The sequence below is a fragment of the Paenibacillus sp. J2TS4 genome, assembly GCF_018403245.1.
Lineage (GTDB): Bacteria > Bacillota > Bacilli > Paenibacillales > NBRC-103111 > Paenibacillus_L.
Genome location: NZ_BOSH01000023.1, coordinates 1 through 25460, shown reverse-complemented (window position 1 = coordinate 25460; position 25460 = coordinate 1). Strand labels below are relative to the sequence as shown.

Annotated in this window: 20 protein-coding genes and 1 pseudogene; 5 read left to right on the top strand and 16 right to left on the bottom strand. The window is 47.6% G+C overall.

What is annotated here, in order from left to right:
* Window positions 1-66: 66 nt before the first annotated feature.
* The 6 genes from fumC to KJS69_RS27940 form a co-directional block, all read right to left on the bottom strand.
* A complete protein-coding gene (gene fumC, locus KJS69_RS27965; protein WP_213587327.1) occupies window positions 67-1461 on the bottom strand; it encodes a class II fumarate hydratase in 1395 nt (464 codons plus the stop codon).
* A gap of 273 nt (window positions 1462-1734) precedes the next feature.
* Window positions 1735-2145 carry a transcriptional regulator MntR gene (mntR, locus tag KJS69_RS27960; RefSeq protein ID WP_213587325.1) on the bottom strand — a complete coding sequence of 137 codons (411 nt, stop codon included), beginning with the start codon at window positions 2143-2145 and terminating at the stop codon, window positions 1735-1737.
* Between the two features lie 65 nt (window positions 2146-2210).
* Window positions 2211-3140, bottom strand: coding sequence for a metal ABC transporter solute-binding protein, Zn/Mn family (locus KJS69_RS27955; protein ID WP_213587323.1), 930 nt, complete (start codon window positions 3138-3140; stop codon window positions 2211-2213).
* A 25-nt stretch (window positions 3141-3165) separates the two neighbouring features.
* The gene (locus tag KJS69_RS27950; RefSeq protein ID WP_213587321.1) at window positions 3166-4029 is read right to left on the bottom strand and encodes a metal ABC transporter permease; all 864 of its coding nucleotides are present in this window, start codon (window positions 4027-4029) and stop codon (window positions 3166-3168) included.
* Window positions 4029-4772: a metal ABC transporter ATP-binding protein gene (locus KJS69_RS27945; protein WP_213587319.1), complete on the bottom strand. Its 744-nt coding sequence runs from the start codon at window positions 4770-4772 to the stop codon at window positions 4029-4031. The genes KJS69_RS27950 and KJS69_RS27945 overlap by 1 nt, the downstream gene beginning before the upstream one ends.
* 256 nt (window positions 4773-5028) lie before the next feature.
* Window positions 5029-6222: a coenzyme F420-0:L-glutamate ligase gene (locus tag KJS69_RS27940; protein WP_213587317.1), complete on the bottom strand. Its 1194-nt coding sequence runs from the start codon at window positions 6220-6222 to the stop codon at window positions 5029-5031.
* Window positions 6223-6946: 724 nt separating this feature from the next.
* Here KJS69_RS27940 and KJS69_RS27935 point away from each other — a divergent pair.
* Window positions 6947-7369, top strand: a complete 423-nt coding sequence (locus KJS69_RS27935; RefSeq protein ID WP_213587315.1) for a hypothetical protein — start codon at window positions 6947-6949, stop codon at window positions 7367-7369.
* A gap of 430 nt (window positions 7370-7799) precedes the next feature.
* Here KJS69_RS27935 and KJS69_RS27930 read toward each other — a convergent pair whose 3' ends face one another.
* From KJS69_RS27930 to KJS69_RS27885, 10 genes and pseudogenes are all read right to left on the bottom strand, one after another.
* Window positions 7800-8219: a DUF3842 family protein gene (locus KJS69_RS27930; protein WP_249730739.1), complete on the bottom strand. Its 420-nt coding sequence runs from the start codon at window positions 8217-8219 to the stop codon at window positions 7800-7802.
* Window positions 8220-8503: 284 nt separating this feature from the next.
* A complete protein-coding gene (locus tag KJS69_RS27925) occupies window positions 8504-9343 on the bottom strand; it encodes an ABC transporter ATP-binding protein (protein WP_213587313.1) in 840 nt (279 codons plus the stop codon).
* A complete protein-coding gene (locus KJS69_RS27920) occupies window positions 9303-10136 on the bottom strand; it encodes an ABC transporter ATP-binding protein (RefSeq protein WP_213587311.1) in 834 nt (277 codons plus the stop codon). The genes KJS69_RS27925 and KJS69_RS27920 overlap by 41 nt, the downstream gene beginning before the upstream one ends.
* Before the next feature lie 35 nt (window positions 10137-10171).
* Window positions 10172-10984, bottom strand: coding sequence for an ABC transporter permease (locus KJS69_RS27915; RefSeq protein WP_249730738.1), 813 nt, complete (start codon window positions 10982-10984; stop codon window positions 10172-10174).
* Window positions 10971-11948, bottom strand: coding sequence for an ABC transporter permease (locus KJS69_RS27910; protein WP_213587309.1), 978 nt, complete (start codon window positions 11946-11948; stop codon window positions 10971-10973). The genes KJS69_RS27915 and KJS69_RS27910 overlap by 14 nt, the downstream gene beginning before the upstream one ends.
* On the bottom strand, window positions 11941-13527 hold the full coding sequence (locus tag KJS69_RS27905; protein ID WP_213587307.1) for an ABC transporter substrate-binding protein: 1587 nt from the start codon (window positions 13525-13527) through the stop codon (window positions 11941-11943). Before KJS69_RS27905 ends, KJS69_RS27910 begins: the two co-directional genes overlap by 8 nt.
* A 227-nt stretch (window positions 13528-13754) precedes the next feature.
* Window positions 13755-14246, bottom strand: coding sequence for a hypothetical protein (locus KJS69_RS27900; protein WP_213587305.1), 492 nt, complete (start codon window positions 14244-14246; stop codon window positions 13755-13757).
* 149 nt (window positions 14247-14395) lie between these two features.
* Complete coding sequence (locus tag KJS69_RS27895) at window positions 14396-15004, bottom strand: DUF4309 domain-containing protein (RefSeq protein WP_213587303.1); 609 nt, start codon at window positions 15002-15004, stop codon at window positions 14396-14398.
* Window positions 15005-16053: 1049 nt separating this feature from the next.
* Entirely contained in the window at window positions 16054-16941 is an 888-nt protein-coding gene (locus KJS69_RS27890; protein WP_213587301.1) for an ABC transporter ATP-binding protein, read from the bottom strand.
* 511 nt (window positions 16942-17452) lie between these two features.
* Window positions 17453-18606, bottom strand: a pseudogene (locus KJS69_RS27885) (IS3 family transposase).
* Window positions 18607-19494: 888 nt separating this feature from the next.
* On the opposite strand from KJS69_RS27885, the gene KJS69_RS27875 reads away from it, so the two are divergent.
* The 4 genes from KJS69_RS27875 to KJS69_RS27860 all read left to right on the top strand — a co-directional run bounded on the left by KJS69_RS27875 (window position 19495) and on the right by KJS69_RS27860 (window position 25121).
* Window positions 19495-19983, top strand: a complete 489-nt coding sequence (locus KJS69_RS27875) for a MarR family winged helix-turn-helix transcriptional regulator (RefSeq protein ID WP_213587297.1) — start codon at window positions 19495-19497, stop codon at window positions 19981-19983.
* The gene (locus tag KJS69_RS27870; protein WP_213587296.1) at window positions 19980-21707 is read left to right on the top strand and encodes an ABC transporter ATP-binding protein; all 1728 of its coding nucleotides are present in this window, start codon (window positions 19980-19982) and stop codon (window positions 21705-21707) included. Before KJS69_RS27875 ends, KJS69_RS27870 begins: the two co-directional genes overlap by 4 nt.
* Window positions 21704-23575, top strand: a complete 1872-nt coding sequence (locus KJS69_RS27865) for an ABC transporter ATP-binding protein (RefSeq protein WP_213587294.1) — start codon at window positions 21704-21706, stop codon at window positions 23573-23575. Before KJS69_RS27870 ends, KJS69_RS27865 begins: the two co-directional genes overlap by 4 nt.
* A gap of 628 nt (window positions 23576-24203) precedes the next feature.
* A complete protein-coding gene (locus KJS69_RS27860; RefSeq protein WP_249730737.1) occupies window positions 24204-25121 on the top strand; it encodes an alanine racemase in 918 nt (305 codons plus the stop codon).
* Window positions 25122-25460: the final 339 nt, after the last annotated feature.

The following is a 25460-nucleotide window of genomic DNA, read 5'->3' as shown; positions in this document are numbered from 1 at the left end:
ATTCTTATAGAAAAAGAGCGGGCGAACGAGGATTGACACGGAAAGGATCCAGAGAATACCTCCCGGCTAGTCTTCCTCCCGCGGATGAATCATATGCTCCGGCTGCACCATGCGGTCGAACTCTTCCTCTGTCAGCAGCTTGCTGCGCAAGGCCGCTTCTTTAAGCGTCAGCCCTTCCCGATGGGCGAGCTTGGCGATGGAGGCAGCTTTTTCGTATCCGACGTGGGGGTTCAACGCCGTCACCAGCATGAGCGATTTCTCCAAGTGACCTTGGATGACGGTTGGATTAGGCTCTATGCCAACCGCACAACGGTCATTGAAGGATCGCATAGCGTCCGCCAGCAGACGGGCGGACTGCAGGAAGTTGTAGATAATGACCGGCTTGAACACGTTCAGCTCGAAGTTCCCCTGGCTGGCCGCAAATCCGATCGCCGCATCGTTGCCCATCACTTGGCAGACGACCATCGTCAAAGCTTCGCTTTGGGTCGGATTGACCTTGCCGGGCATAATCGAGCTTCCCGGCTCGTTCGCCGGAATGATGATCTCCCCGATTCCGCTTCGCGGACCGCTCGCCAACCAACGGACGTCGTTGGCTATTTTCATCAGGTCGGCCGCCAGTGCCTTCAACGCGCCATGAACATATACGATTTCATCGTGGCTGGTCAGGGCGTGGAATTTGTTGGCTGCGGAGACGAAGCTTGTGCCCGTCAGCCTGCTGATTTCCCGGGCGACTGTCTCCCCGAATTTCGGATGGGCGTTAATTCCGGTGCCGACCGCGGTTCCGCCAATGGCCAGTTCCCTTAGAGATTCCGCACTGGAACGGATCATAGCCGTCGTTTTGTCCAGCATGCGGCACCAGCCGCTGATCTCTTGACCGAGCGTCAATGGGGTGGCATCCTGCAGGTGGGTTCTTCCGATTTTGATAATATCCTGGAACTGCTCGCTTTTGCTCTGCAAGGTGGCCTTTAATTGCTCTGCTGCCGGCAGCACTTGATCCTGGGTAGCGGTTAAAGCCGCCATATGCATAGCGGTCGGGAACGTATCGTTGGAGCTTTGAGAATGGTTGACATCATCGTTGGGATGTACTCTAAGCTCGCTGCCTCCTTGGGACAGCAGCTGATTGGCGCGATTGGCGATGACCTCGTTCACATTCATGTTGGATTGGGTGCCGCTGCCGGTTTGCCAGACGACCAGCGGGAAATGCTCATTCCATTGCCCTTGAATGATTTCCTCGGCTGCGGCGACGATCGCCTTCGCTTTGTCAGCGGCCAGCTTGCCCAGCTGTTCGTTGGCGAGAGCCGCACTTTTTTTGAGAATCGCAAATGCACGAATAAGCTCGATAGGCATCGTTTCCGTGCCGATCCGGAAATTTTCAAAGCTTCGCTGAGTTTGAGCGGCCCACAGCTTATCGGCAGGCACTCGGATCTCGCCGAGAGTATCCTTTTCCACACGGTATTCCATAAGCATTGTCCTCCTCTTATACAGGATGATCTAATATACTCGTACTTTATATGTTTACCCTTTCAGCAACAAAAATCTCCAATTAATTGAAATCTTAACATGATTATTATCAAGATGCATTTGCGACTTGATGTGAGGAAAGCTTGCTAAGGTGCATGTCTGGGAAGAAATTCAAATAAGGGACGCTTCTACTCTCTCTTGATCGTAGAAGCGCCCCGTTTCCCAGATAGGATCATTTCCATATCATTTTAAAGTTTTTGCAAGTTTCTTATGCTAAAGCAATTGTTTCTTACGAAATTCTTTCATGACGGATGGCTGTTCTTCCAGAAAACGGACAAGTCCTTGAATACGGTTGATGGTACTCCAACTGAAGTGATACTCGATCTGTTCCACTTCTGAATGAACCTGATCTTCCGGAACACCAATGAGGTGCAAAAATTCCTCCAATAATTGATGTCTATTATACAATTGCCGGCCCACTCGAAGGCCTTTATCCGTTAACCAAATCCGGCCATACTTCTTATAGAGAATGTATCCGTTTTTTCCTAGCTTCTGTGCCATTTTGGATGCGGAAGAATCATTAATGGACAGGGCTTCAGCTACGTCTGAAACTCTGGTAAAGCCTGTTGCTCTGGATAGCAAATAAATTTGCTCGAGGTGATCCTCCATTGCTGGGGTCCGCATCCCATCACCCCTCTCCTTATTTTCTATCAAAGAAGCTGGTTTACACAAGTACACGGACTAACCGTTCACTTGCTTAATTCACTATAAATCAGGTCAATGTTGTACTTTAAGTATTTAATGTACGTATCCACTTCTTCTCCGGGTTCCCCGATTTCGTCTGAATAAATCGGTTTATCGGCGATAGGAACGCCGGTTTCCTTAGAGACAGTTTCCATGGGGCGAGCGTCCACATTGGACTCAATAAAGAGAACAGGCACCTTATTTTCTTTAATAAATTCTACAAGAGACTTGATCTGCTGCGGTGAACCATTTTCTTCCGTATCTATTTCCCAAATGTACGCTTCCTCCAACCCATAGTGAGAAGTCATATACTGAAAAGCTCGTTCGCTCGTGACCAGAATGCGATTTTCCTTTGGTATAGCATTAATTTTTTCTTCGTATAGTTGATCAATCTCTTTCAATTTGGCAATATATTTTTCAGCTCTTTCTTCATAATTTTCTTTACGATCCGGATCCTTTTTCATGAAAGCATCACGCATATCCTCGGCCATTTTAATGCCGACGGCAGGATCAATAAAGGCGTGAGGATTGATTTCTTCTTCATGTCCGTCTTTTCCGCCTATATACATGGGCTCCACTCGATCTGTCAGGACGAAGATATTGTCTTCTTTTTGCCCGACCGAATCAATCATTTTGAAGAACCAGCCGCTTTTGCCCCCTTCCAGATTCAGACCATTGTAGAAAAGCACATCCGCATCGGTTGTTTTTTTAATGTCGTTAGGCAGCGGCTCATACTCATGCGGGTCTGTTCCTGTCGGTACAAGATTATGGATTTCTACGTCTTCGCCCCCAATTTCCCTTGCCAAATCTTCAATAATAGTGAAAGTGGTGACCACCTTCAACGGACCGTTTTTATCTGATCCGGATTCGCTTTGTCCACAAGCGGTCAGTACAAGGAATACAGCAATGGCGGATAATAAAATTAACTTTCTCATTTTTTCTCTTACTCCCTTTTTCTTTTTATTGTTGCCGAGCAGCGACTCTCTGTCTTTTCATTTTAAGCTTGCGCCGGATAACTCCCTGTTTGGGAGAGAACAGAAAGACAAGAACAAATATGGCGGTAGTGGCCAAAGAGATAACCGGACCCGATGGCAAATCATAGATGAAACTTACATATAGGCCAATAATAGAGGACAGCGCACCAAAGGACGCGGCCAATAGAATCATCGTAGATAGTCTGTTTGTCAACAGATAGGCGCTGGAAGCCGGTGTTATAAGCATCGATACAACAAGAATGACTCCTACCGTTTGTAAGGAGGCTACCGTAACTAGAGTTAGAAGAACCATGATGCCATAGTGGATGAGGCCTGTTTTGAGCCCGTAGGCAGCCGCCATGGTCTCGTCAAAAGTGGATACAAGCAGTTCTTTGTAAAACAAAAGAACTGATAAAATGACGATGCACCCGACAATAAGCGTCAGCCACATATCCGACGAGCGAACGGACAAGACGTTGCCAAATAAAATTTGGGTTAAATCCGTTGCGCTCTTGGCCATCGTAATCAGAATGATTCCTAGAGCAAATGCCGCCGAGAAGACGAGTCCGATGGAAGAATCGCTTTTGACGCGGCTGTTCTGGTTAATCACCCCAATACCAACAGCTGTAAGAACGCCAGAAAGGACAGCTCCGTATAAATAATTAATCCCCAACATATAAGAGAGTGCCACACCTGGCAGAACGGCGTGTGAAATGGCGTCTCCCATTAGCGCCATCCCTCTTAGAACGATGAAACAGCCGATAACCCCGCAAATAATTCCGACCATAATCGAAGTGAAAAAGGCCTTTTGTAAAAATGCATAGGTGAATAAATCTTGAAAAAACTCCATTAGACGCCAACCCCCAGATTTCCCATCATCGTGAATGGTGATTGGTAAGCTTTTTGCATTAATTCAGGCCGAAAGACGTGATGGACAGGCCCCGAACCAATTAATTCTTTGTTAATTAATATCAGGTTGTCAAAGTAACTCTCTACTTTACTCAGGTCATGGTGTACGACGAATACGGTTTTCCCATCGCTGCGCAGGTCCTTAAGAATATGGATGATCACTTCTTCACTGGATACATCTATCCCGACAAAAGGCTCATCCAGAAAAAAGTACTCCGCCTTCTGTGCCAGAGCGCGCGCCAGAAAAACACGCTGCTGCTGCCCGCCGGACAGCTCGCCGATTTGATTATTTTGAAATGCTTCCATGCCGACTTTTTGGAGACATTCCAAAGCCCATTCTTTATCTTCTTTATTAGGGCGGCGAAACAGACCCATATTGGGATAGGTACCCAGCAATACAGTATCCTTGACGAGGATAGGAAAATCCCAATCGATATTGGATCGTTGTGGAACATAAGCAATGTTTTTCCTGACAAGCTTAAGCGGTTGATCTGCAAAGTTGATTTCCCCTGTATCCCGCGGGATTAGACTGAGCATGGCTTTCATTAAGGTAGACTTGCCCGCGCCATTAGGACCGAGGATTCCGATCAGCTTGCCAGTTTGAAAGGAGAAGCTGACATCCTTCAGGACCTCCTTCCCGTAATATGAAATAGACAGGTTAGTAACGTCTATTGTTGTCCGCAAAAGTTTCCCTCCTCCATAAAATATTGTTTAAACTAAAATTGTTTACCTACAGAAACTATTTACCATGTTAGTGCAATTTTTATTAAAAGTAAAGTGATTTTCCCAAAAAGATGGCCATGATTTAATTGGTTTGTTGTCTGAATGAAACAAAATAGCCCTCATCCATGTATAAAGATGAGGGCCGGGGTAAGCTATGAAGCCAGTCGAATCAACATAAATAAGGGTTTGAACGGGATAAAAAACAGAGCAGCCTAAGCTACTCTGTGGCGTAATTATCGAAGTATCGCTGCACCAGCACAATCGGTGTTCCTTTATCTCCGCTTCCGCTAGTTAAATCGCACAAGCTTCCGAGCAGATCGGTAATCTGCCGCGGAGTCGTTCCCAGGGAAGACTCTTCCGGGCCGCCGGCTTTCTGATCCTTGTCTTTAATTTTTTGGCGAATGGCTTCTGCCATGGCGCTCCCTTCGAGATTGACCAGCTCGTTGTCCGCAATGTATTTCAGCTTGATCTCGTTCGGGGTGCCCTGCAGCCCATCCGTGTAGCCGGGAGAGACGACGGGATCCGCGAGCTCCCATATTTTCCCCTTCGGGTCTTTAAAGGCTCCGTCTCCGTAGACCATGACTTCGATCTTTTTACCGGATTTCTCCAACAGTTGTTGCTGAATTTCCCGTACAAGCGCCGGGCAATCTCTTGGGAACAGCTTCAGAGTACGGTCCGTGGCCGTGTTGGAGCCCAGCAGGCCGTATTCCGGGTTATAGCCGCTTCCATTAATCGGCTGAGTCAGCAGGTCATCCAGTCCGTAGATTTGCTCGGCGCCGGCTTTTTTCAATAGCTTCTTAGTCCGATGACGGTCGTGAATATTAGCGGCCAGAATCTGCTTAGTATACTTTAACGCCACTTTAGGGTCGTTAGCCAAATAAATTTGAATGTTATCGTTAATCGCGAGCTGCTTATACATAGCGACATAGTCGATTCCGGTAAAAGGATGGGAGACATGATCGCCGAACAGCTCACGGTATTTGTCCTCGGTCAGCACATCGGTGAAAGGCGAGATTTCGAGTTCGTCCATCCGCTCCACATCCATCAAATGGTTACCCATTTCGTCAGAAGGGTAGTTCAAGAACAGATGGATGTTCTTGCCGCTCATGGCGATTCCTTTAAGAATCAGCGAGAACCGGTTGCGGCTTAGGATAGGGAATAGAACGGCTAGCTCATCCCCGGGATATAACGCTTTGATTTGCTCGGCAATATGGTCCACCGTAATGTAATTCCCCTGGGTTCTGGCGACCAATGATTCCGTAATTCCGATCACATCCCGGTCATACAGCGGAAAATTCTCGGCCTGCGCAGATTGCAGAACGGAATCGACCACGATCTGAACGAGATCGTCCCCCTCCTTCACGATGGGAGCGCGAATTCCTCTTACAATAGTACCTACTGTTCTTGCCACAAGTATTGCCTCCTCCAGCCCTATACAATAATAAGCCAAGGCTTGTTTGGGATATAACACGTCAAAAAACCAATAAGGAGACCCATTAATAATCTAGATGGGCCATACAAAGGTTCTTCCTTATTGTTATCTTATCTTTGTGTTCCACAATTGATTATACCATTATCGCCTGCGGATGGATATCGGTTTTGCGTTCATCATTGAGGGAGACAAACATTTTACGATTCTGACGAATGTCCTTTACAGAAAAAGGTGAGGAATCAGCATTGACGAAATGCGATTTCGGATACTTAAGAAGGGGATAAATATGTCGCCTTAATGCAGAGGCTATTTAACGTAATACTTGGATGCAGTTTATTGGAAAATATTTATATTTACGGATCGTAACGAAACTCCATATCGTTAAATCGCCATTTTTGCCCTGTTTTAAATCCTAACGAAACTGTGTATCGTTATCTTCACTTTTTCACCTCTTTTTATCGATTTTTTCGGTAATAGCGTTACCCAGTTTCGTTACAATCCCGCCGTGCCTGTTTTTGCACAAATAAGGTTACCCAGTTTCGTTAGGCCCCCGAGGCGCCCCCGTCCTCCGGCAAGTGCGCCGGGTCGCCAGAGACAGTTGACTCCAGAACAGGAATAACATACGATTATAAACAAAACGCCTGCGGGTATGCTGTCCCTTGGAAAAATCTTCATTTATAATGAGGAGAAAAATATAAATTATATGGGAACCAATGCTAAAAAAATCACTTCTATTTTGCTCGTTGCAACCGTGCTATTATCTGCATATTGGTTGTATAACTACATGTCAAATCCACATGCTAAACATAATACTGCAATAAAAAATATACTGGATAAGTTTTACGATGCCTTTGTCAGGGAAGATTATCAAACAATTTCCGGATTAATAGATAACAAAAATCCCCAAATGGTCATAAATGTAAGACATTGGTATGGAGAAGTACAAAAATATGAAATATTAAGTATTCAAAGTGATGGAAAGTTCGAAAAGAAGGCAAAGGTGAGAGTCACCAGCCGCTTCAATAACGAAGAAAGAAACAATATAGATCGAATTTCATTGATTAAGCAACAAGATGAATGGTTTATTCAATCCTATAATTCCGACTTAGATTATACATTGCCTTAAAACCATATTAGATAGTAAAAATCCTCCTTCACCTATATAGACGAATAAAGAAGCGTAAATATCACGTTTTTTTGAAAATGTTTCTAAAAACCCGCGATCGTCGAGGATGATCGTATTATGACTCCGTCTTGCAGTCAGGGCTTGACGCCCAATCTCCTTCTAGCCAAATGGAGGGGGATTGAAGTGCAAAAATGCCTCTTAAATCCAACCTTTTTCACGAAATGGGCATTGAAGTGCGAAAGTACCCCCTAATTTAGGGAAATCGTCGTTTTTTTAAAAATTGCGAAAAATAGAGCGCACTTTTACACCCTAATCGAAAAAATGGCTAAATTGGCAGAATTGGGGTGTATAATTACACCTTATTTTTTATCCTACCATTTTTTAACAATTTCAAGGAATCAAAAAAGACGAGCCCTAAGATCCTCCGATCTTATGACTCGCCAGCACAGTATTGCTTGATCCACTCAACCGCTTCCTCCACCAGCTCCGGCAGCGAAATCGGCTTGACTCCTACGACCTGCAGGTGGCAGCGGTTGAAGGGGATAAGCACTTTATGGGCGGGGCTTTCCGAGATCGCCTTCGCCATTAATGGCGTCAACTCCCCAAGCATGGAGTTCGCTCCGATGATCCCTATGCTTCCGGCAATAATCCCGACTTTGGGCGCATTGAACACGATCGCGTTCTCGCCCGAAGCGCCTTCATTCGCCCCGGCCCTAAGCATGAGGGAGGTGGCCAGCGCATTGGTGCCCAAAGCGATAATGCGGATGTCCGGAATTTCTTGTCTAAGCTTCTCGACAAGGGCTCTGCCGATTCCGCCCCCTTGTCCATCTACAACAGCTATCCTCATCATTTACATCCTATTCCTGTTCTATAGATGTGGCAATTTATTGAGCTTCCATTCCGTTCCGAAAGAAAGTGCCTCCGAAGCTCAAACATCTAAACTATCTCCCCAAAAAGTGAAGATGGGCTTCGAAGCGATTCCAGGTACTTTTCGGGGACCCCGAAACAACAGATTCCTTATTTATTGAATAGGCCTTCGGATGGAAGGAATACAAAGCCAAAACTCGCCCTGAAGACATCTTTCTATGCTCCACTCCATGGACTGTTCATCTTTATTGCCGACAATTAATTCAACTAGAATTCCATTATATCAGAACGGACCGGGGACGTCATACGATGTTTCGGATGGCGTACAGGCAGCGAAGAGAAGAGCCGCAGCGAGCAAGGATGCTCGTACTTCATCCCGTCCTTCTTATCGATCACTTCGACGATCGTTCCGTGATCCATGACCAGAATCCGATCACACAGCTTGCGGACCGTATCGAGATCATGAGAGATAAACAGCAAGGCGAGCCCTGTTTCCCGATTCAGGCGTTCCAGCAATTGAAGAAGCGAGGACTGGGTTGAGACGTCAAGGCTTGAGGCGATTTCGTCGCAAATGAGCAGTTTGGGCTCGAGCAGCAGGGAACGGCAGATATTGATCCTTTGCTTCTCTCCCCCGCTAAGCGAGCGGGGATAATGGTTGAGTAGTTGGGGATCCAGGTCAAGCCTTTCCAGTAACCGGATTACCCTCTGCTGCTTCTCCTCTGCGCTGTAGCGATAGTAATTATCCATCGGCTCATAGAGTATGCTTCTGATGGACAGAGAAGGATTTAAGGAAGAGGTGGTGTCTTGAAAAATAAGCTGGCATTTTTGCCGAAAAGCTTTCAGGCGGGCCCCCTTCCAATGAAGGACAGACTGCCCTTCAAACTGGATAGTGCCGCTCGTTGGAGCTTCCAGGCCAACCAAATGACGGCTCAAGGTCGATTTGCCGCAGCCGCTTTCTCCGACCAGTCCTACCTTCTCCCCGGGTCTGATGAAGAAACTCACATGATCCAAAACCGTCTTCTTGCTCTGTATCTTGTCCGAACGAAAAAGGGAAAGCGTCAAATCGCTACGATAAACTTTGGTTAAATTCGTCACTTCCATCAGCATGGAGATCTGCCTCCTTCCCATAGGCCGCTTCAAGCAGCGAGCGCGTGTAAGGGTGCCGGGGGTGATCGAAAATATCGAAGACGCTGCCTTGGTCTACGATGGACCCCTTTTGTAGGACAAGCACGTGATCGGCTAGCTCCGCCACTACACCGAAATGATGGGTAATTAAAAGTATGCCCGTTCCATATGTATCCCGGATCGATCGAAACTGCTGCAAAATTTCCTTTTGAACGCCCGGATCCAGAGCGGTGGTAGGTTCGTCCGCAATTATCAGGTCGGGTCGAGTCCAGACTGCGAGCCCAATGAGCATCCTCTGCAGCATTCCGCCGCTTAATTGAAAAGGGTACTGCTTCAATCGCAAGGCCGGCTCCGGCACATTCAACCGTTCCAATATCCCGATCATCTCGGACATAAAGGCGGCTTTGTGAACAGGGGAGTAGCTGCGGGCGAAGTCATATAATTGTTTTCCGATCAGAATAGAGGGGTTAAAGGAATTCATCGGATTTTGAAAAATAGTGAATATCCGCTTTCCTCTAATGGCTGCCAAGCGATGGGCGGGCAAACGGAGCAGATTTTCCCCGTCGAACCGAACTTCGCCCGTCACGTTGCCCGGAGGAGGAACTTGGTTAACGAGCGATAACGAAGTCATCGTCTTCCCGCTGCCGCTTCGTCCGATCAAAGCGACGATTTGCCCCGCTTCGACATCGAACTGAAGCTGGTTCAAGACGGCCGTCTGTTTCTCTCCGTCCCGGAACATTACCGATATATCTTTAACTTGTAAAATGGCGCTCATCCTCGGCTTCCCTCCAGACCCGATTATCATTCGCTTCATCCGCCCTTGTATCCAAATTTCCGCTTCAGGGACTCCCCGATAAAGTTGATGGAGAGCAAGGTGAGGATAATCATCATTCCAGGGAACAAGGCCGTCCACCAGGCTCCCAGCAAAATATCGTTCTGCGCATTGTTCAGCATATTTCCCCAGGAAGGCATCTCCGGAGGAATTCCAATTCCGAGGAAGCTAAGGGAAACTTCGGTGAAGATTGCGCTGGCGCATTGAAATATAGTGATGACAAAAAGTGCAGACAAGCTGTTCCTGAGCAAATGGACGATAAAAATTTTCCAGGCGGGTGTTCCGACCAGTTGGGCTGCTTTAACGAAGGTCTGCTCCTTTAGCTCCAGTATTTGTGAACGAATAATTCTGGCAACGGGCATCCAGCCCGTCAATCCAATAATAAGGATGAGGCTGAGCAGACCGCCTTGAACAAAAGCTTGCAGCGCCAAAATAATGACCAGAGTAGGGATGGCCAATAAAGCATCCAGCAACCGCATCATGATTTGATCCAGCCAGCCGCCAAAGTATCCGCTTATCCCGCCATAGACGGTTCCTACGAAAGTGGAGAGGAGGACGGACAGGAGGGCAACGGTCAAGGAAACTCTTCCCCCATAGAGCAATCTCGAGAAGATATCTCTGCCCATATGGTCGGTGCCCAGCAAGTAAGTGCTGTCTGGAGGGGTGAACACGGAAGGCAAGTTAACCTCCACGGGATCATAAGGAGCCAGAAGCGGAGCTAACAAGGACAGCATAAGGACAATTACGAAGAGACTTCTCCAGATGAATAGGGCGCGGCTATTGTACATCATTCGTCCCAAACCTCCTGAGTCTCGGGTTCAGATAATAAGATATGAGGTCCGTGACCATAATACTCAACAACACTATGATGCCGATCAGCATAATGGAGCCCATGAGGAGGGGGTAATCCCGGGTTGCAGCGGATTTGGCCAATAACGCTCCCAGGCCGGGCCAGGCGAATACGGATTCAATAAGGATGGAGCCGCCAAAAAAAGAAGGAATCGTCAGCCCCAAATAATGAAGATAGGGGGCCATAGCGTTCTTGATCAGACCCCGCACGATATAGATTTCCCGCATCCCGTTGGCTCGGGCGGCCCGGACGTAAGGACGGTTATTTTCCTCTATTATCTTCTCCTGCAAAAACCGGGCATACAGCCCGGTATGAGTAATCGTCATGACCGTTACAGGAAGGATAAGATGCTTCAACCGGTCTACGAAGCCGCCCCCCCCTTGCAGGCTGGTCATGCCGGAAGAGGGGAGAAGGCCCAAATAGACGGAGAAAATATAAATTCCAACGATGCCTAACCAGAAGGCCGGAATGGAGGCGAAGAATACGCCTGCCGTTGACAGCCCTTTGTCCCATAATGAATTATCGCGAAGACCGCCCATCGTCCCCCATAGGATGGATAACAGAATAATGAGGGGCATAGCCAAGGAGAACAATAATAACGTGTTGGGAAAACGTTCCGCCAGAATGACGGATACATCGCGCCCCTCGCGGTATGATTTTCCGAGATCTCCCTTCATCATTTGAGAGAGCCATTGCGTATACCGTTCGAGTAACGGCCGATCCATTCCGAAGGTGCGGTTGATCCGCTCTCTTTCGTCGGGAGTCAGCTTCTGGGCCTGGTTCCCGTACAAAGCGAGAGCGGGGTCGCCGGGGATCGAGTCCATAATGAAGAAAGCGACGACGCTTACTAATAACAAGACCAGCACCCCTTGCACCAGACGACCCAGAATAAACCGATTAATCATGGATGGTCCATTCCTCAAGATTCCACAGGAAGCCGGCTCCGTGATGACCTAACGTTTTGATTTTGATTCCATCGACCTTCTTGTTGACGCCATACAGCGCCTGCTGGTAAGTGATGAAATTGTAAGGCGGGTTGTCGGCGAGTACTTGCTGAAATTGCTTGTACAGCTCCTGACGTTTCGCGGAGTCCGTCGTCGTCCGCGCTTCTTCGAGCAGCCGGTCTGCGTCAGGATCGGAATAAAAGCCGTAATTCGTTCCGGAGCCGATTTCGCTGGAATGGAACAGCTTGTAAGTATGGTCGTCCGCATCAAAAGGACTGCCCCAGCCAAGCATGAAAGCTTCCGTCTCCGCTATATCGATGACGCTCCAATCCAACGCGGCTACCTTTACGTCCGCTCCAACTTTTTTGAGCTGGGAGGAGAGGTACGTCGCCAGGCTGACCCGGACCGGATCGGAAGAAGGGGCGGTGATCGTAAAGGCGAGACGGGTTCCGTCTTTAGTGCGAATTTGGTCCTTGCCCGGGATCCAACCGGCTTCCGTCAGCAATTCATCGGCTTTATCCAGATTGAAGTCATATTTTTCCACTTGATCGTTATGATATTTATTCATTTGCAGCGGAGAATAAGCCGGCTCGCCATAGCCAAGCAGAATTCCATCCACAATAGCCGATCGGTCAATCGCGTAGTTTAACGCCTTGCGAACGTTAACATCCTTCCACAGATCGAAATTCATGTTATACATCATCGCGCGGTAATCCGCGGACGGAGCTTCGTAGATGTTGAGCTTGTCGCTTTGGGACATCTTTTCCACAGCGTTCGGTTCAAGGTAAGCCATATCCACTTCGCCGGTCTCCAATTGCAGCATCCGCACGCTGCTGTCCGGAATAAATTTCACGATGACTTGATCAATTGCTGCTTGTTTGGCGTAATAATCCGGGAAAGCTTTAAGGGTTACGCTTTGCCCTCTATCCCACTTATCGAACAGGTACGGACCACTGCCGATCGGATGCTGGTTGAAATCAGCGGTGTTAATATCCTGGCCGTCCAGAGCATGTTTCGGAACGATCCCGATCGTCAGCTTATCCAGAAGAGGCGGGAAGGGCTGTTTCAAAGTGATTTTCACTTCGTAGTCGCTGACCGCTTCCACCGATTCGATTTCCGTGAATTCGGAACGAACGACGGATTGGACCTGATCATCCAGAATACTGCTTATCGTGAAGACGACATCTTCGGCGGTCAGGTCCTCGCCGTCATGGAATTTAATTCCCTGCTTAAGCTTGAATTGGTAGACCAGGCCGTCAGACGACACTTCGTAGCTGTCTGCGATATCTTTCTGCGGCTCATTATTTTCGTCAAAACGCATCAATCCCCGGAAGATCAGATTATCGATATCCGTCGTCTCCTCCAGAATCGGATTGATCCGGTCAAATTCCGTTTCTGCCGCGTAAATTAACGTTGTTGTGTCGATTTCTGTATGGTTCGCAGAATCGGGATCCGGATTAGCCTCATTCTTGCCGCATCCCTGCATCAGGAGCGAGGCGGTTATTAACGCAATAAATAACGACAACATCCATTTTTTCACGAAATTCTTACTCCCCTTTACAATTCTGACAATAAAAAGCCACGAATGGCCGACCCCCCGCTTCTGCGGCTGTCTCAACCTTCGTGGTATCGTTAACAAGTCATGGCAATTCCAATAAAAACCCTTGCCTTCATGGCAAGATTATATTGCTATTATAGAGGAAGCGGGACGGGATGTCTAGAAATTTTACAGGCCGGTTTGACGGAGATCGTCTGTTGGAATTTACGCTAAGTTGATGTGATTATTAATGCAATAGAAGTATTTATACTCTCGGCGAGAGTATAAATATCTGATAAATCTGTTGTTTGAAGCACAATACCGTCATTGTCCAAGATGATGATGGTAGGTGTTTCTTTTATATCAAATACTTTAGCATAGTTAACCTTTTGGTTTGTATCTCCCAAACTTATAGGTCGTATGATTGAAAAATTCATTTTTTCCCTAATTTCTTCATCATTGATAACCTCTAACAATTGAAGCTGGGACTCTGGGGTGTTCTTTTCTTCCCCCCAAAACACATAGATGCTGTAAGTACCTGGTTCAGATGCGGTCATATCCTTGATAACTTTATCTTTGTTCGTGCAGCCCAAAAGAACAGTTAAGGCGATAAGTAAAGGGAATAATTTTTCGTAGTTCCACCATCTTTGGGAATTATTGGAGAGGCCCCCTTGGAACCCCTCTGAAGAACCTCTGAGCTCTCTATCGGTAGTCGGATACATTTCTCCTTTTGGACCGTTACCAACGTGGTATCGTTAACAAGACATGGCAATTCTATAATAGTAAAGGAAGCGGGATGGGGTGTTGAGAAATTTTGCGGGCAGGTGTTATATGCGGTTAGGCCCTTCGGGAAGCTTTTCTTCAAAATAATTCAGTTAGAACTTACAATATTGATTTGGTAGACCTCTTTGGCAGGAGAATTCTCGTCGGTTATAAATTCCAGTTGGTACTCTCCTAAATTATAAATAAGAAAATAGCCCCCGTAAGATTCCCTCCAATAATCTTCATCCGGTTCTCCCAGAGTTTCCTTGATATCCTTTTCGGTAACCTGGATATGATACAGATCCGGGGAGACGGAAATTTTATTGAGTATCGCGTCAGGCTGCAATCGATTGATTTCATCAGCACTAGAGCAGGAATCATGATTATAATAGAAAAATATGTCCATGCTAGTGTGGCCAAACGAATACGTCCAGCATTCCTCATTACCGATTTCTTCTTGCTCGCCATATCTCTCCACAACCTCATGAAAGGTTGAGCCGAGCGGAATCTCCACATCTTTCATTTGCCCGACCGCGGCTTCATCTTTAATTGCCGCCAGTACTTCGGTAGCGGATGTATCCGTAATACCCGGTTTGCCGTCATCCGGCACTGATTCGGTATCCGCCGGAGGTTGCCCTTCCGATAATTCGGGAGTAGTACAGGCGGCCAGAAGGCCTGCGATCGTCACAACGACGAACAAAGCTTGTATGATTCGCATAGTATCCTCCCATGCTTTCCTTTTAAAGAGTCTAATTCATCCATCAGAGAAGCTGTTGATAAACATAGTACTCGCCGTTCGGAATCTACATCCATTCTCTATTTTCTTCATCTTCTGTATTGATTTTATAAAGTCTGTCCCCCGAATCGATTATATTAAGAACATTTGTAACAACTAACAATATAGTAAATCCGATTATTCTCCCATAATTAGTACTACCATCTCCTACAGGGCCAATTCTTGGTTTATTCATTACATAATACAGTCCAATTAGAGTTATTAGTATGATGAACACAGACAGGATAATTCGAATGATGTAGATTTTTCGATTCCTCATATCTTCTCCCTTATATCTGTAGTCGGGGCTGGAAAACAACATTTAAGGCGCAAATCTGCACCCCAATTCTACCGTTTTAGCCATTTCTGCGATTAAAGTGTAAAAATGCGCTCTATTTCTATGTTTTATAAAAAAACGACGATTTCACCAAAATTGGGGTGTACTTTTGCACTTTAATACCCAATTCAGGAAAAAGGTTGGATTTAAGAGGTATTATTGCACTTCAATCCCTCCTATTAAGCAACTGCTGAGTTTAGGAGTACAATCGTCAAGCTAAGTGGTCTGAAATGGCTGGGGTACCTGCATAAAATCCATTAAGTTAGGAGGAGCTCGGGCCTCAAGCATTGATTTTAAGATTGAGCCATAATTTCTTATATAATAGACACTTCGACAACCCGTTTTATCACGATTTTTCTATACAAAAAAATAATTCTTACTTGTGTCCCTTTTCGAAAAATCCCCAAAGGCAAATTCCAGTACCTTTTCGAATCCCCAGTACAGATGCAAAAAGGCGAGTTCTGCGTCACTACGCATACCCGCCCAAAATCATCAAAAGAACACACTTAACCTAAATATGGAGACCATAAAATTAAAAGTTGCCACCTATAACAGTACGTTCCCGTTCCTTAGATGCAAAGATTTTCAGAATACCAATGCGATGCAGAGGCAGACGGGTGAGGTCGGTATTTGCTTACACAGAGGAATTCTTCACTCAATATTTGCCCGCAGCAACAGGTTCCCGGTCTCGATCTGCGGCTTCGTGAGCAGCTTTCGTCGCGGATAAGCTGTCGGCGCTGCTCTTCTGTCCACGGGAATCGTCCGCCAGCGAATAAGGCAGGCACAACGGAACTCCGGTACGCGGATCGGGAATAATGTCGGCTTCTATTCCGAATACTTCGTCCAGCATTTGGTGGGTCATGACCTCGGCGGGAGTTCCGACGTGGATCGCTTTTCCACGTTTAATGGCGACCATATGATGGGCGTAGCGGGATGCATGATTCAAGTCGTGTACGACCATGACGATTGTCCGCTGCTCTTCCTCATTGAGCTTCTGCAGCAGGGTGAGCACTTCCAACTGGTGGGCCATATCCAGAAACGTCGTCGGTTCGTCCAGGAACAGGATTTCCGTTCCTTGCGCAAGAGCCATGGCGATCCAGGCCCGCTGTCGCTGGCCTCCGGATAACTGATCGACCGGACGATCTGCAAAATCGGCCATCCCCGTCACTTCGATCGCCCAGCTTACCGCTTCCTTGTCTTCCTTGGTCAGCGAGCCGAACCCTTTTTGATGGGGGAAGCGTCCATAGGAAACCAGCTCGGACACGGTCAGTCCTTCGGGAGCCGACGGATTCTGCGGCAGAATGGCAAGCTGCTTGGCGACCTCCTTGGTGGACTGCTGGTGAATCGATTTGCCATCGAGAAAGACGCTTCCTTTATTCGGCTTCATAATTCTTGCCATCGTCTTCAGGATCGTCGACTTGCCCGAACCGTTGGCACCCACCAATGCCGTAATTTTGGAAGTCGGAATCCGGATGCTCAGATTTTCGACAATTCTAAGCTCGCCGTACGAGATATCTAGCTGATTTGAGTATAAACGCTCCATAATCCACCCACTCCTTTATAAATCATCCGTATACGACGGACATCCATTGTATGTAATCATTAGCATGACAAAGGAAACGACAAAGAGTTCAAAACTAAATGAGAATGAGAATGGTTATCAATTAGATGCCTACCGCCATTATATCTTTCCGTCTGCAGCTTTTCAATATCAAATGTGTTTCCTTCAAAAGGATATCCTCGTTATGTTCCTACTCGCACTAGTCACCCTCCCACGCCAGGCTAAACTAACCCAGGTCGCGCCAGGCCGGGCTACGCTACGCCAAACTAATCCAGGTCATGCCCAGGCTGGGCTACGCTACGCCAAACTAACCCAGGTCACGCCAAGGCTGGGCTACGCTACGCCAAACTAACCCAGGTCATGCCCAGGCTGGGCTACGCTACGCCAAACTAACCCAGGTCATGTCCAGGCTGGGCTATGCTACGCCAAACTAACCCAGGCCATGCCCAGGCTGGGCTACGCTTGGACTTCTGTCAAGAAAGTAGACACAAAGTTAGGCGACCTGGTGTTGCTCGTAATATCTTTTTTCGCATAAATGCGGGGTTAAGTAACCGATGGAAGAATGAATACGAATGCGGTTGTAATCGAGTTCAATATACGAGTTAATCGCATTGTACGCTTCCTGACGGGTCTTAAATTTAGTCAAGTAAATGAGCTCTTTCTTGATCACGCTATGAAAGGATTCGATGCAGGCATTGTCGTAACAGTTCCCTTTGCGACTCATACTCCCGATCATCTCATGGCTCGCTAAACGCTCACGGTATTCGGTTGAAGCATACTGCGAGCCCCGGTCGGAGTGATGAACGAGACCCGGCTCTGGCTGCTGGCGCTTGCAGGCCATATCAAACGCCTCTAACACAAGTTCTTTGGTCATCCGGCTACCTAGCGCCCAGCCTACGATTTTGCGTGAAAACAGGTCCATGACGCTCGCCAAATAAACCCAGCCCTGTGACGTGGAAACATACGTAATGTCCGTCACCCAGGCGCGGTTTGGGGCTTCAACCTTGAACTGGCGATTCAGTACGTTGTCATACACCGGTTGATTATGCTTAGAATTAGTGGTGGCTTTATACTTCTTTACGGTTCGTGAGCGCAGGCCCATCTCTTTCATCAGGCGCGCGACCGTCTTCGTCGATACGATGATGCCTTCATCACGGAGTTTAGCCGTAATCTTAGGACTGCCGTAACGCTGCTTAAAACCATCGAAATGATGCTGAATTCGTTTCATCAGCTTCTTCCGGCGCTTTTCCCGCTCACTGGGTTTACGGTTCACCCACTTGTAATAGCCGCTTCGGGACACTTGCATAACTTGGCACATCTTCTCAACACGAAACTGGAAGCGGTGTTTGTGAATAAACGGATAAATCAGTCTCGGTTTTTGGTGAAGAAGTGCATCGCCTTTTTTAAGATCTCGTTCTCCTCTTGAAGCTCACGATTTTGTCGCTCGAGCTGCTTGAGGCGTTCCATATCGACAAACAGCTGTGTTTTGTCCCCAACTTCGCCATATTGCTTTTTCCAAGTCCGTATACTGCTGACGGGGACTTCCATCTCTTTAGAAATTTCCATAGGCGTCTTGCCTGTCTCCATCATGTGCTTTACGGTTTGACGCTTAAATTCTTCATCAAAATGCTGACGGCTATTTCCCATGATACACCTCAACCTTTTTAGTTGTTTATTATTGTATCAGGTTGCAGTTACGGCGTGTCTACTTTTTAGTCTAGCATCAGCTACACCAATCCAACTGGATTTTATACAGCTAAATAAGCGAAATTTGCCGATTTTTGCAATCTAATTGGAAATCATACAGTTAGATCGAACGAAATCTCGCCAATTCATCCCAATCCCCGTTTCTACCTGCAGGTATTCCATTTAGTTCGGCTATTTCGCAGTAAAAGCGAAAACCAACTGGATAAATTCCATTTAGTCGCGCAAGGACTGCGAGAATCTGTCTGGATGGGGTTAGGGCGGAATCCCAGTTGTATTTAGAAGCATGCCAGTGGTTACCCACATGCACCACGGTGGAAGAAAGAGGTGGAGCATCAACCTTCCGGTAATCCTACTGGCAGAATTATTGGCCTATAACAAACAAAAGCGTATACGGATGGTTACCAAGCAGAGTGGTTTTAAGAAACAATCGATTCTATTTGTAATTATCTGGATAATATCACTTTGAAGAGTATTCTCGAATGGGGAAACCGTGTGCTTCAGTTCATATTCAGTTCATATTAAAAAGGTATCTTCTTTTCATCAGGCAACAATGACAGCTGATACGCCGACAGCAACTGATACGCCGACTCTGTTATTCTGCGGGCGGACTAAACTGCAGATCAAAAAATGTTTGACAACAACTCGGGCCAAAAAATATAATTAGGCTACCTATTAAATTAGTAATCAAACTATTTAATGAATAAACTAATTAGTGAGGTTGTATCTTTGCCGACAGGATTCTCAGGCTACCCCTAATTCTTGTGCTGGACACAAGCGGGCAGGCTGTGATCCTTGCTGGCTACACCCTTGCAAATGGGAGGCGAGCCTATGGAATCCGGGGATCAGACTACGGAGAGAAAGCTGTTAAGAGCTTTCATGCAATTTAAAAAAGCAGACTGGCATGAGCGGTCCATCTCTGGCTATAAACCGAGTGAAGTCAAGTTGCTGTTCTGTCTGAGACACGGCAGGAACGAGGGAATGGAGGAGATGAAAGTATCGGAGATCAGCAGGCGCCTTCATGTAACCTCTCCTACGGTTACTCAATTAATCAACGCTTTGGAGGCTGAAGGTCTGGTCGAGAGGAACATCGATTCCGTGGACCGGAGGGTTGTCCAGGTCCGATTGACCGAGAAGGGGGATAAGGTCACACGAAAAGCTAAGGAAGTCTTTGCTGCTTCTTTTCGCGGTCTGGTGGATTACTTGGGGGAAGAAGACAGCGAGAAGCTGGCGGAGCTGCTGTCTAAAGTCTTTGTATACTATAACGAGAAACAAAGTCTGATTAATTTATCCCCAAAGATGGGAAGTGATGAACGATGATGAGGCTATTCAAATTATTGAAGCCGTACCGTATTTCGGTAGTATTTGTCCTACTGCTTATCTTTATACAAACTTTAGCTGAACTGTTTCTTCCCACACTTATGGCGGACATCGTTGATATTGGGATTGTCCAGGGAGATATTCCTTATATATTAAAAATCGGCGGATTCATGCTGCTGGTCGCCGCTTTCGGTGTCATTTGTTCCGTAATTGCCGGATATTTGTCCTCCAAAGTTTCGGCAGGCTTCGGACGCCGGCTGCGGGGCAAGATTTTTACCCATGTAGAAAGGTTCTCCTTGAATGAATTCGATAAGATTGGAACCGCCTCGCTTATTACGAGGACGACCAACGATATTAACCAGGTACAGCAAGTATTGACCATGATGCTGCGGATGATGATTATGGCTCCTATGATGTGTATTGGGGGCATAATTATGGCTGTGTCCAAGGATGCTCATCTATCTTTGGTCCTTGTCTTTGTGATTCCAATTCTCGTAGCGGCCATCGTTACGATAGCCGTTAAAGGAATGCCGCTATTTAAAGCGATGCAGGTTAAGCTGGATAAATTAAATCTGGTCCTCCGCGAAGGTCTGACCGGAATTCGCGTCATTCGTTCCTTCAACAGGATCAACCACGAGACGGAACGCTTTGACGAAGCCAACCTGGATCTTACCCAGACCGCGGTTAAAGTCAATCGACTGATGGCTTCCCTAATGCCTATCATGATGCTGGTGCTTAATTTCTCTACGATCGCTATTATTTGGTTCGGTGGAATCCGAATTGGCAACGGGGATATGCAGGTGGGGTCGTTGATGGCTTTCATCCAGTACGCGATGCAAATCATGTTCTCCCTTCTTATGGTTTCCATGATGTTCGTCATGATTCCCCGTGCTTCCGCCTCTGCGACCCGGATTAACGAGGTGTTGGAGACGAAGCCGGAGATTAAAGACCCGGAGGAGCCCAAATCTGGCCATGGACAACAAGGAGTTATCGAGTTCAAAGATGTCACCTTCCGGTATCCTGGGGCGGAAAAACCGGCGCTTTCCAATATCTCCTTTCAGGCTAAGCCCGGAGAAGTCACAGCCATTATCGGTGGAACCGGATCGGGCAAATCGACTCTCATTAACCTGATCCCCCGTTTCTATGATATAGACAGCGGGCAAATTCTGGTCGATGGGACCGATGTCCGCGAAATGTCTCAAGAGAGCCTCCGGGAGAAAATCGGGCTCGTACCGCAGAAGGCGCTGCTGTTCTCCGGCTCTATTGCTGATAATATTCGCTACGGCCGGCAGGCGGCGACGGAGGAAGAAATCCGTCATGCAGCGGAGATCGCTCAAGCGGCAGAGTTCATATCCGGAATGAAGGACGGCTTCGATTCCGTTATTGCGCAGGGAGGAGCGAATGTGTCCGGCGGGCAGAAGCAGCGCCTGTCCATCGCTCGGGCTCTGGTGCGGAGGCCGCAGATTTATGCCTTTGACGACAGCTTCTCGGCACTGGATTTCAGAACGGACGCCAGGCTCAGAGCCGCCCTCAAGGAGGAAACGACGAATTCGACCGTCCTTCTTGTAGCCCAGAGAGTCAGTACAGTCATGGACGCGGATCGGATTATCGTGCTGGAGGAAGGGAAAATCGCAGGCATTGGAAATCATCGCGAGCTGATGGATACATGCAAGGTGTATCGGGAGATCGTCTCTTCTCAGCTGTCAGAGGAGGAAATCGCATGAGCAGGGAACGCAGAGGACCCGGCCCGGGAGGACCTGGACCGCACGGAGGTCCTGGGGGCCCCCGAATTGGAATGCCGGTGGAGAAAGCTAAAGATTTCAAAGGCACATTAAAGAGATTGATCGGTTACTTAAAACCGCATAAATATAGATTGATGATCGTACTTGCCGCGGCTGTACTCAGTACAGTCTTCAGCATAGTCAGTCCTAAATTTTTGGGAAAAGCGACCACCGCGCTGTTTGAAGGAATCATGGTGCCGGGAGCTAAAATTGATTTCGATTATATATTGCAGATTCTTATTTTCCTTGGAGGACTCTATCTGATCAGTTCTTTGTTCGCTTACATTCAGCAGTATATTATGGCTGGTGTGGCACAGAGAACCGTGTACGATTTGCGTAAGCAGGTCAATGCGAAGCTTGGACGGCTTCCGCTCAAGTTTTTTGATTCCCGTACGAACGGGGAAATTCTAAGTCGCGCTGTTAACGATGTAGATAACATCAGCAGTACTATGCAGCAAAGTCTGACACAGCTGATAACGTCGGTAGTTACCTTCGTGGGTGTCATTGTCATGATGCTGACGATCAGCCCTTTGATGACCCTTATCGTTTTTCTCACGCTGCCACTGAGCTTTCTGGTCACCAAGTCAATCGCCAAGCGTTCGCAAACTTACTTCAAGGATCAGCAGAAGTCTCTTGGGGAGCTGAATGGCCATGTGGAAGAAATGTATACGGGGCACCAGATTGTTAAAGCGTTCGGACACGAGGACAGGTCGGTAGAGAAATTCGAGGAAATTAACGGCAAGCTCTACGAATCGGGCTGGAAAGCACAGTTTATATCGGGAATTATTATGCCGCTTATGAGCTTTATTGGAAATATCGGGTACGTGCTCGTCAGTGTAATTGGCGGTGTGCTGGTAACGAAAAGAGCGATCGAAATCGGGGATATTCAGGCATTCATCCAATATTCAAGACAATTCGCTCAGCCCATTACCCAGTTGGCTAATATCGCTAACGTGATTCAGTCCACCATTGCATCGGCAGAACGGGTATTCGAGCTTCTGGATGAAGAAGAGGAAGTGCCGGAAGCGACGGAGACGGAGGCCAAATCCATCGCGGCTCCGAAGGGAGAGGTACACTTCAGCAACGTCAAGTTCGGGTATAAGGAGGACACTTCGTTAATAAACAATATGAATATTGATGTCAAATCGGGGCAGACCATAGCAATTGTAGGACCAACGGGTGCGGGCAAAACTACGTTAATCAATTTGTTGATGCGATTCTATGAGCTGAACGACGGAAAAATAACGATCGACGGAGTCGATATTACCGATTTACAACGGAGCCATTTACGCAGCCTATTCGGAATGGTGCTGCAGGACACGTGGCTGTTTAACGGCACCATTAAGGACAATATCGGTTACGGCCGGGAAGGAGCTACGGACGAAGAGATAGTGGCAGCGGCCGTGGCCGCTCATGCGGATCACTTCATTCGGACCCTTCCGGACGGATATGACACCGTTCTGAATGAGGAGGCCTCGAATATTTCGCAGGGGCAGAAGCAGCTGTTGACTATTGCCCGGGCGATCTTGTCCGATCCGGCCATCCTTATTCTGGATGAAGCGACAAGCAGCGTCGATACGAGAACGGAGGTTTACATTCAGAAGGCGATGAACGAGCTGATGAAAGGAAGAACAAGTTTCGTTATCGCGCACCGGCTGTCCACCATTCGCGACGCAGACACTATTCTTGTGATGAACGAAGGCAACGTAATTGAGCAAGGCAGCCACCACGAGCTGCTTGAGCAGGGTGGCTTCTACGCTGATTTGTATAACAGCCAGTTTACTGGCGGAGGAAAGAAGGCGGCGGTATAGCCGGGACGTTGCAATGCTGGGCAACCGGCGGTCGGCTTCAGAACCATAGGCTTCATCGCAAAAGTATCGATTACCCGCAAAAGTGCATGTCTTTTGGACGATTTCGAATGGAGATCAGCTAAGACATGCAAATATGCAGGTCAATTTAACCTTCTGGACGATTTTTGGCTTTTGTTGGGGAATGACGTGTATTTTTGCACGTCTTCCTCGTTATTTATCGGATCTCGCCAAATGACATGCACTCCTGCATGTCATTTGGTCTTTTTTCAAGCGACAAGGGAAAAGAGGAATAGCGGAGGGAACCGGATTGTGCGGAAGCGGCAATTTGCCTATACGCGCTCGCTTCTTCGATGATCTCTAATAGAAGTTTTTTTAATTACTTTCGGAACCTTTTCAGCGAAAAATGCGGTAAGATGGTATGAGAAGGCTTACATTTTCATTCGAGGAGCGGTTGTTGTGGCAGAAACACCATATATCGTTATTGATCCCGACATCATGATGCGCAATATTCAAAAAATGCAGGAGATGGCTGACCGTCATCAGGTCCAATTGCGCCCCCACATTAAAACTCATAAAAATTCCCCGGTTGGCCAAACACCAGTTGGCGGCAGGAGCCTCTGGAATAACTGTGGCCAAGGTGGGAGAAGCGGAAGTGATGGCGGAGCATGGGATTACGGATATTTTTATTGCTTATCCGATTGTTGTGCCGTCCAAGATTGAACGAGCCATACGGCTGTCCCGCGATATTCGACTGTCGCTTGGTGTGGACAGTTGGGAGGGGGCCAAGCTCCTGTCCGGGATGGCCGCTAAACATAACGTTGAACTGACGGTCCTGCTGGAACTGGATACCGGCTTAAGAAGAACGGGCGTGGCGGTGGAACGTGCCGTAGATCTGGCCGTGGAAATAGCTAAGCTGCCGCATTTGAAGCTGGAGGGCATCTTCACTTTCAAGGGTGCTGTTTATCAGGGGCAGTCGACCCTGGATTTGCGTGCGGCCGGGTTGGAGGAAGGACGCCAAATGGTCGATGCGGCCGAGAGGATGCGCGAGCGCGGATTATCGATCGAGAGGGTAAGCGTCGGCTCGACCCCGACGGCTCCGTACGCGGCGCAAGTGGAAGGGGTCACCGAAATTCGCCCGGGCACTTACATATTCTATGATCGTATGCAAACCCGTCTGCAGGTTTGCTCCCCCGAGGATTGGGCAGCATCCGTGATCGTCACCGTCGTCAGCATTCCCTCCCCGGATCTGGTCGTGATCGATGGCGGGAGCAAAACCTTCGCCACGGACGTTCAACCGAACCAGCCGCCTCTGAATCTGCAGGGCTTCGGTACCGTGATGGGTTATCCGGATGCGGTACTCGAAAGAATGAACGAGGAGCACGGAATGATTCGGATGAACGGGCCGCATTCCCTGGCGATTGGAGATACTTTGGCGATTGTACCCAATCATATATGCAGTACGATCAATCTGCATGATACGGTTTATTTAAAGGACGGCGATCAATTGGAGGCGGTCGATGTGCTTGCACGTGGAAAGGTACGATAGTAGCGGGCGAGCCTTGGAAGCCTAGTTGGTGCGATCTCCAGATGCGTTTCGGCTTTTTCTTAGAATGGGCGGGAAACCGCGGTTGCCTAAAGGGGAAACGGACGCGATATATTTGGGAACTAAGAGGTAATCGACTTTAATTGGGAGGATCTGCAGCCAGGACAGACACTTCATCTCATATACTCCCAGAACAGAAATCATTCTGCAACAATAAAGGGGCTGTCCAATAAGTCCCTAAAATAAAAAGTTGGGCGGAAAACAGGCACGTTTTCCGTCCAACTTTTTTTCGCCTTTGTTTCTGTAAGAAAGCGGCGAGGCGGATGCCTGCTACTTTCAGTA

Coding starts and splice junctions, on each gene's coding strand:
- mntR (WP_213587325.1), bottom strand. CDS start 2,145: ATGCGGACCCCAGCAATGGAGGATCACCTCGAGCAAATTTATTTGCTA.
- KJS69_RS27915 (WP_249730738.1), bottom strand. CDS start 10,984: ATGATGTACAATAGCCGCGCCCTATTCATCTGGAGAAGTCTCTTCGTA.
- KJS69_RS27935 (WP_213587315.1), top strand. CDS start 6,947: ATGGGAACCAATGCTAAAAAAATCACTTCTATTTTGCTCGTTGCAACC.
- KJS69_RS27920 (WP_213587311.1), bottom strand. CDS start 10,136: ATGAGCGCCATTTTACAAGTTAAAGATATATCGGTAATGTTCCGGGAC.
- KJS69_RS27955 (WP_213587323.1), bottom strand. CDS start 3,140: ATGAGAAAGTTAATTTTATTATCCGCCATTGCTGTATTCCTTGTACTG.
- KJS69_RS27865 (WP_213587294.1), top strand. CDS start 21,704: ATGAGCAGGGAACGCAGAGGACCCGGCCCGGGAGGACCTGGACCGCAC.
- KJS69_RS27870 (WP_213587296.1), top strand. CDS start 19,980: ATGATGAGGCTATTCAAATTATTGAAGCCGTACCGTATTTCGGTAGTA.
- KJS69_RS27950 (WP_213587321.1), bottom strand. CDS start 4,029: ATGGAGTTTTTTCAAGATTTATTCACCTATGCATTTTTACAAAAGGCC.
- KJS69_RS27895 (WP_213587303.1), bottom strand. CDS start 15,004: ATGCGAATCATACAAGCTTTGTTCGTCGTTGTGACGATCGCAGGCCTT.
- KJS69_RS27930 (WP_249730739.1), bottom strand. CDS start 8,219: ATGATGAGGATAGCTGTTGTAGATGGACAAGGGGGCGGAATCGGCAGA.
- KJS69_RS27925 (WP_213587313.1), bottom strand. CDS start 9,343: ATGCTGATGGAAGTGACGAATTTAACCAAAGTTTATCGTAGCGATTTG.
- KJS69_RS27875 (WP_213587297.1), top strand. CDS start 19,495: ATGGAATCCGGGGATCAGACTACGGAGAGAAAGCTGTTAAGAGCTTTC.
- KJS69_RS27900 (WP_213587305.1), bottom strand. CDS start 14,246: ATGTATCCGACTACCGATAGAGAGCTCAGAGGTTCTTCAGAGGGGTTC.
- KJS69_RS27910 (WP_213587309.1), bottom strand. CDS start 11,948: ATGATTAATCGGTTTATTCTGGGTCGTCTGGTGCAAGGGGTGCTGGTC.
- KJS69_RS27890 (WP_213587301.1), bottom strand. CDS start 16,941: ATGGAGCGTTTATACTCAAATCAGCTAGATATCTCGTACGGCGAGCTT.
- fumC (WP_213587327.1), bottom strand. CDS start 1,461: ATGGAATACCGTGTGGAAAAGGATACTCTCGGCGAGATCCGAGTGCCT.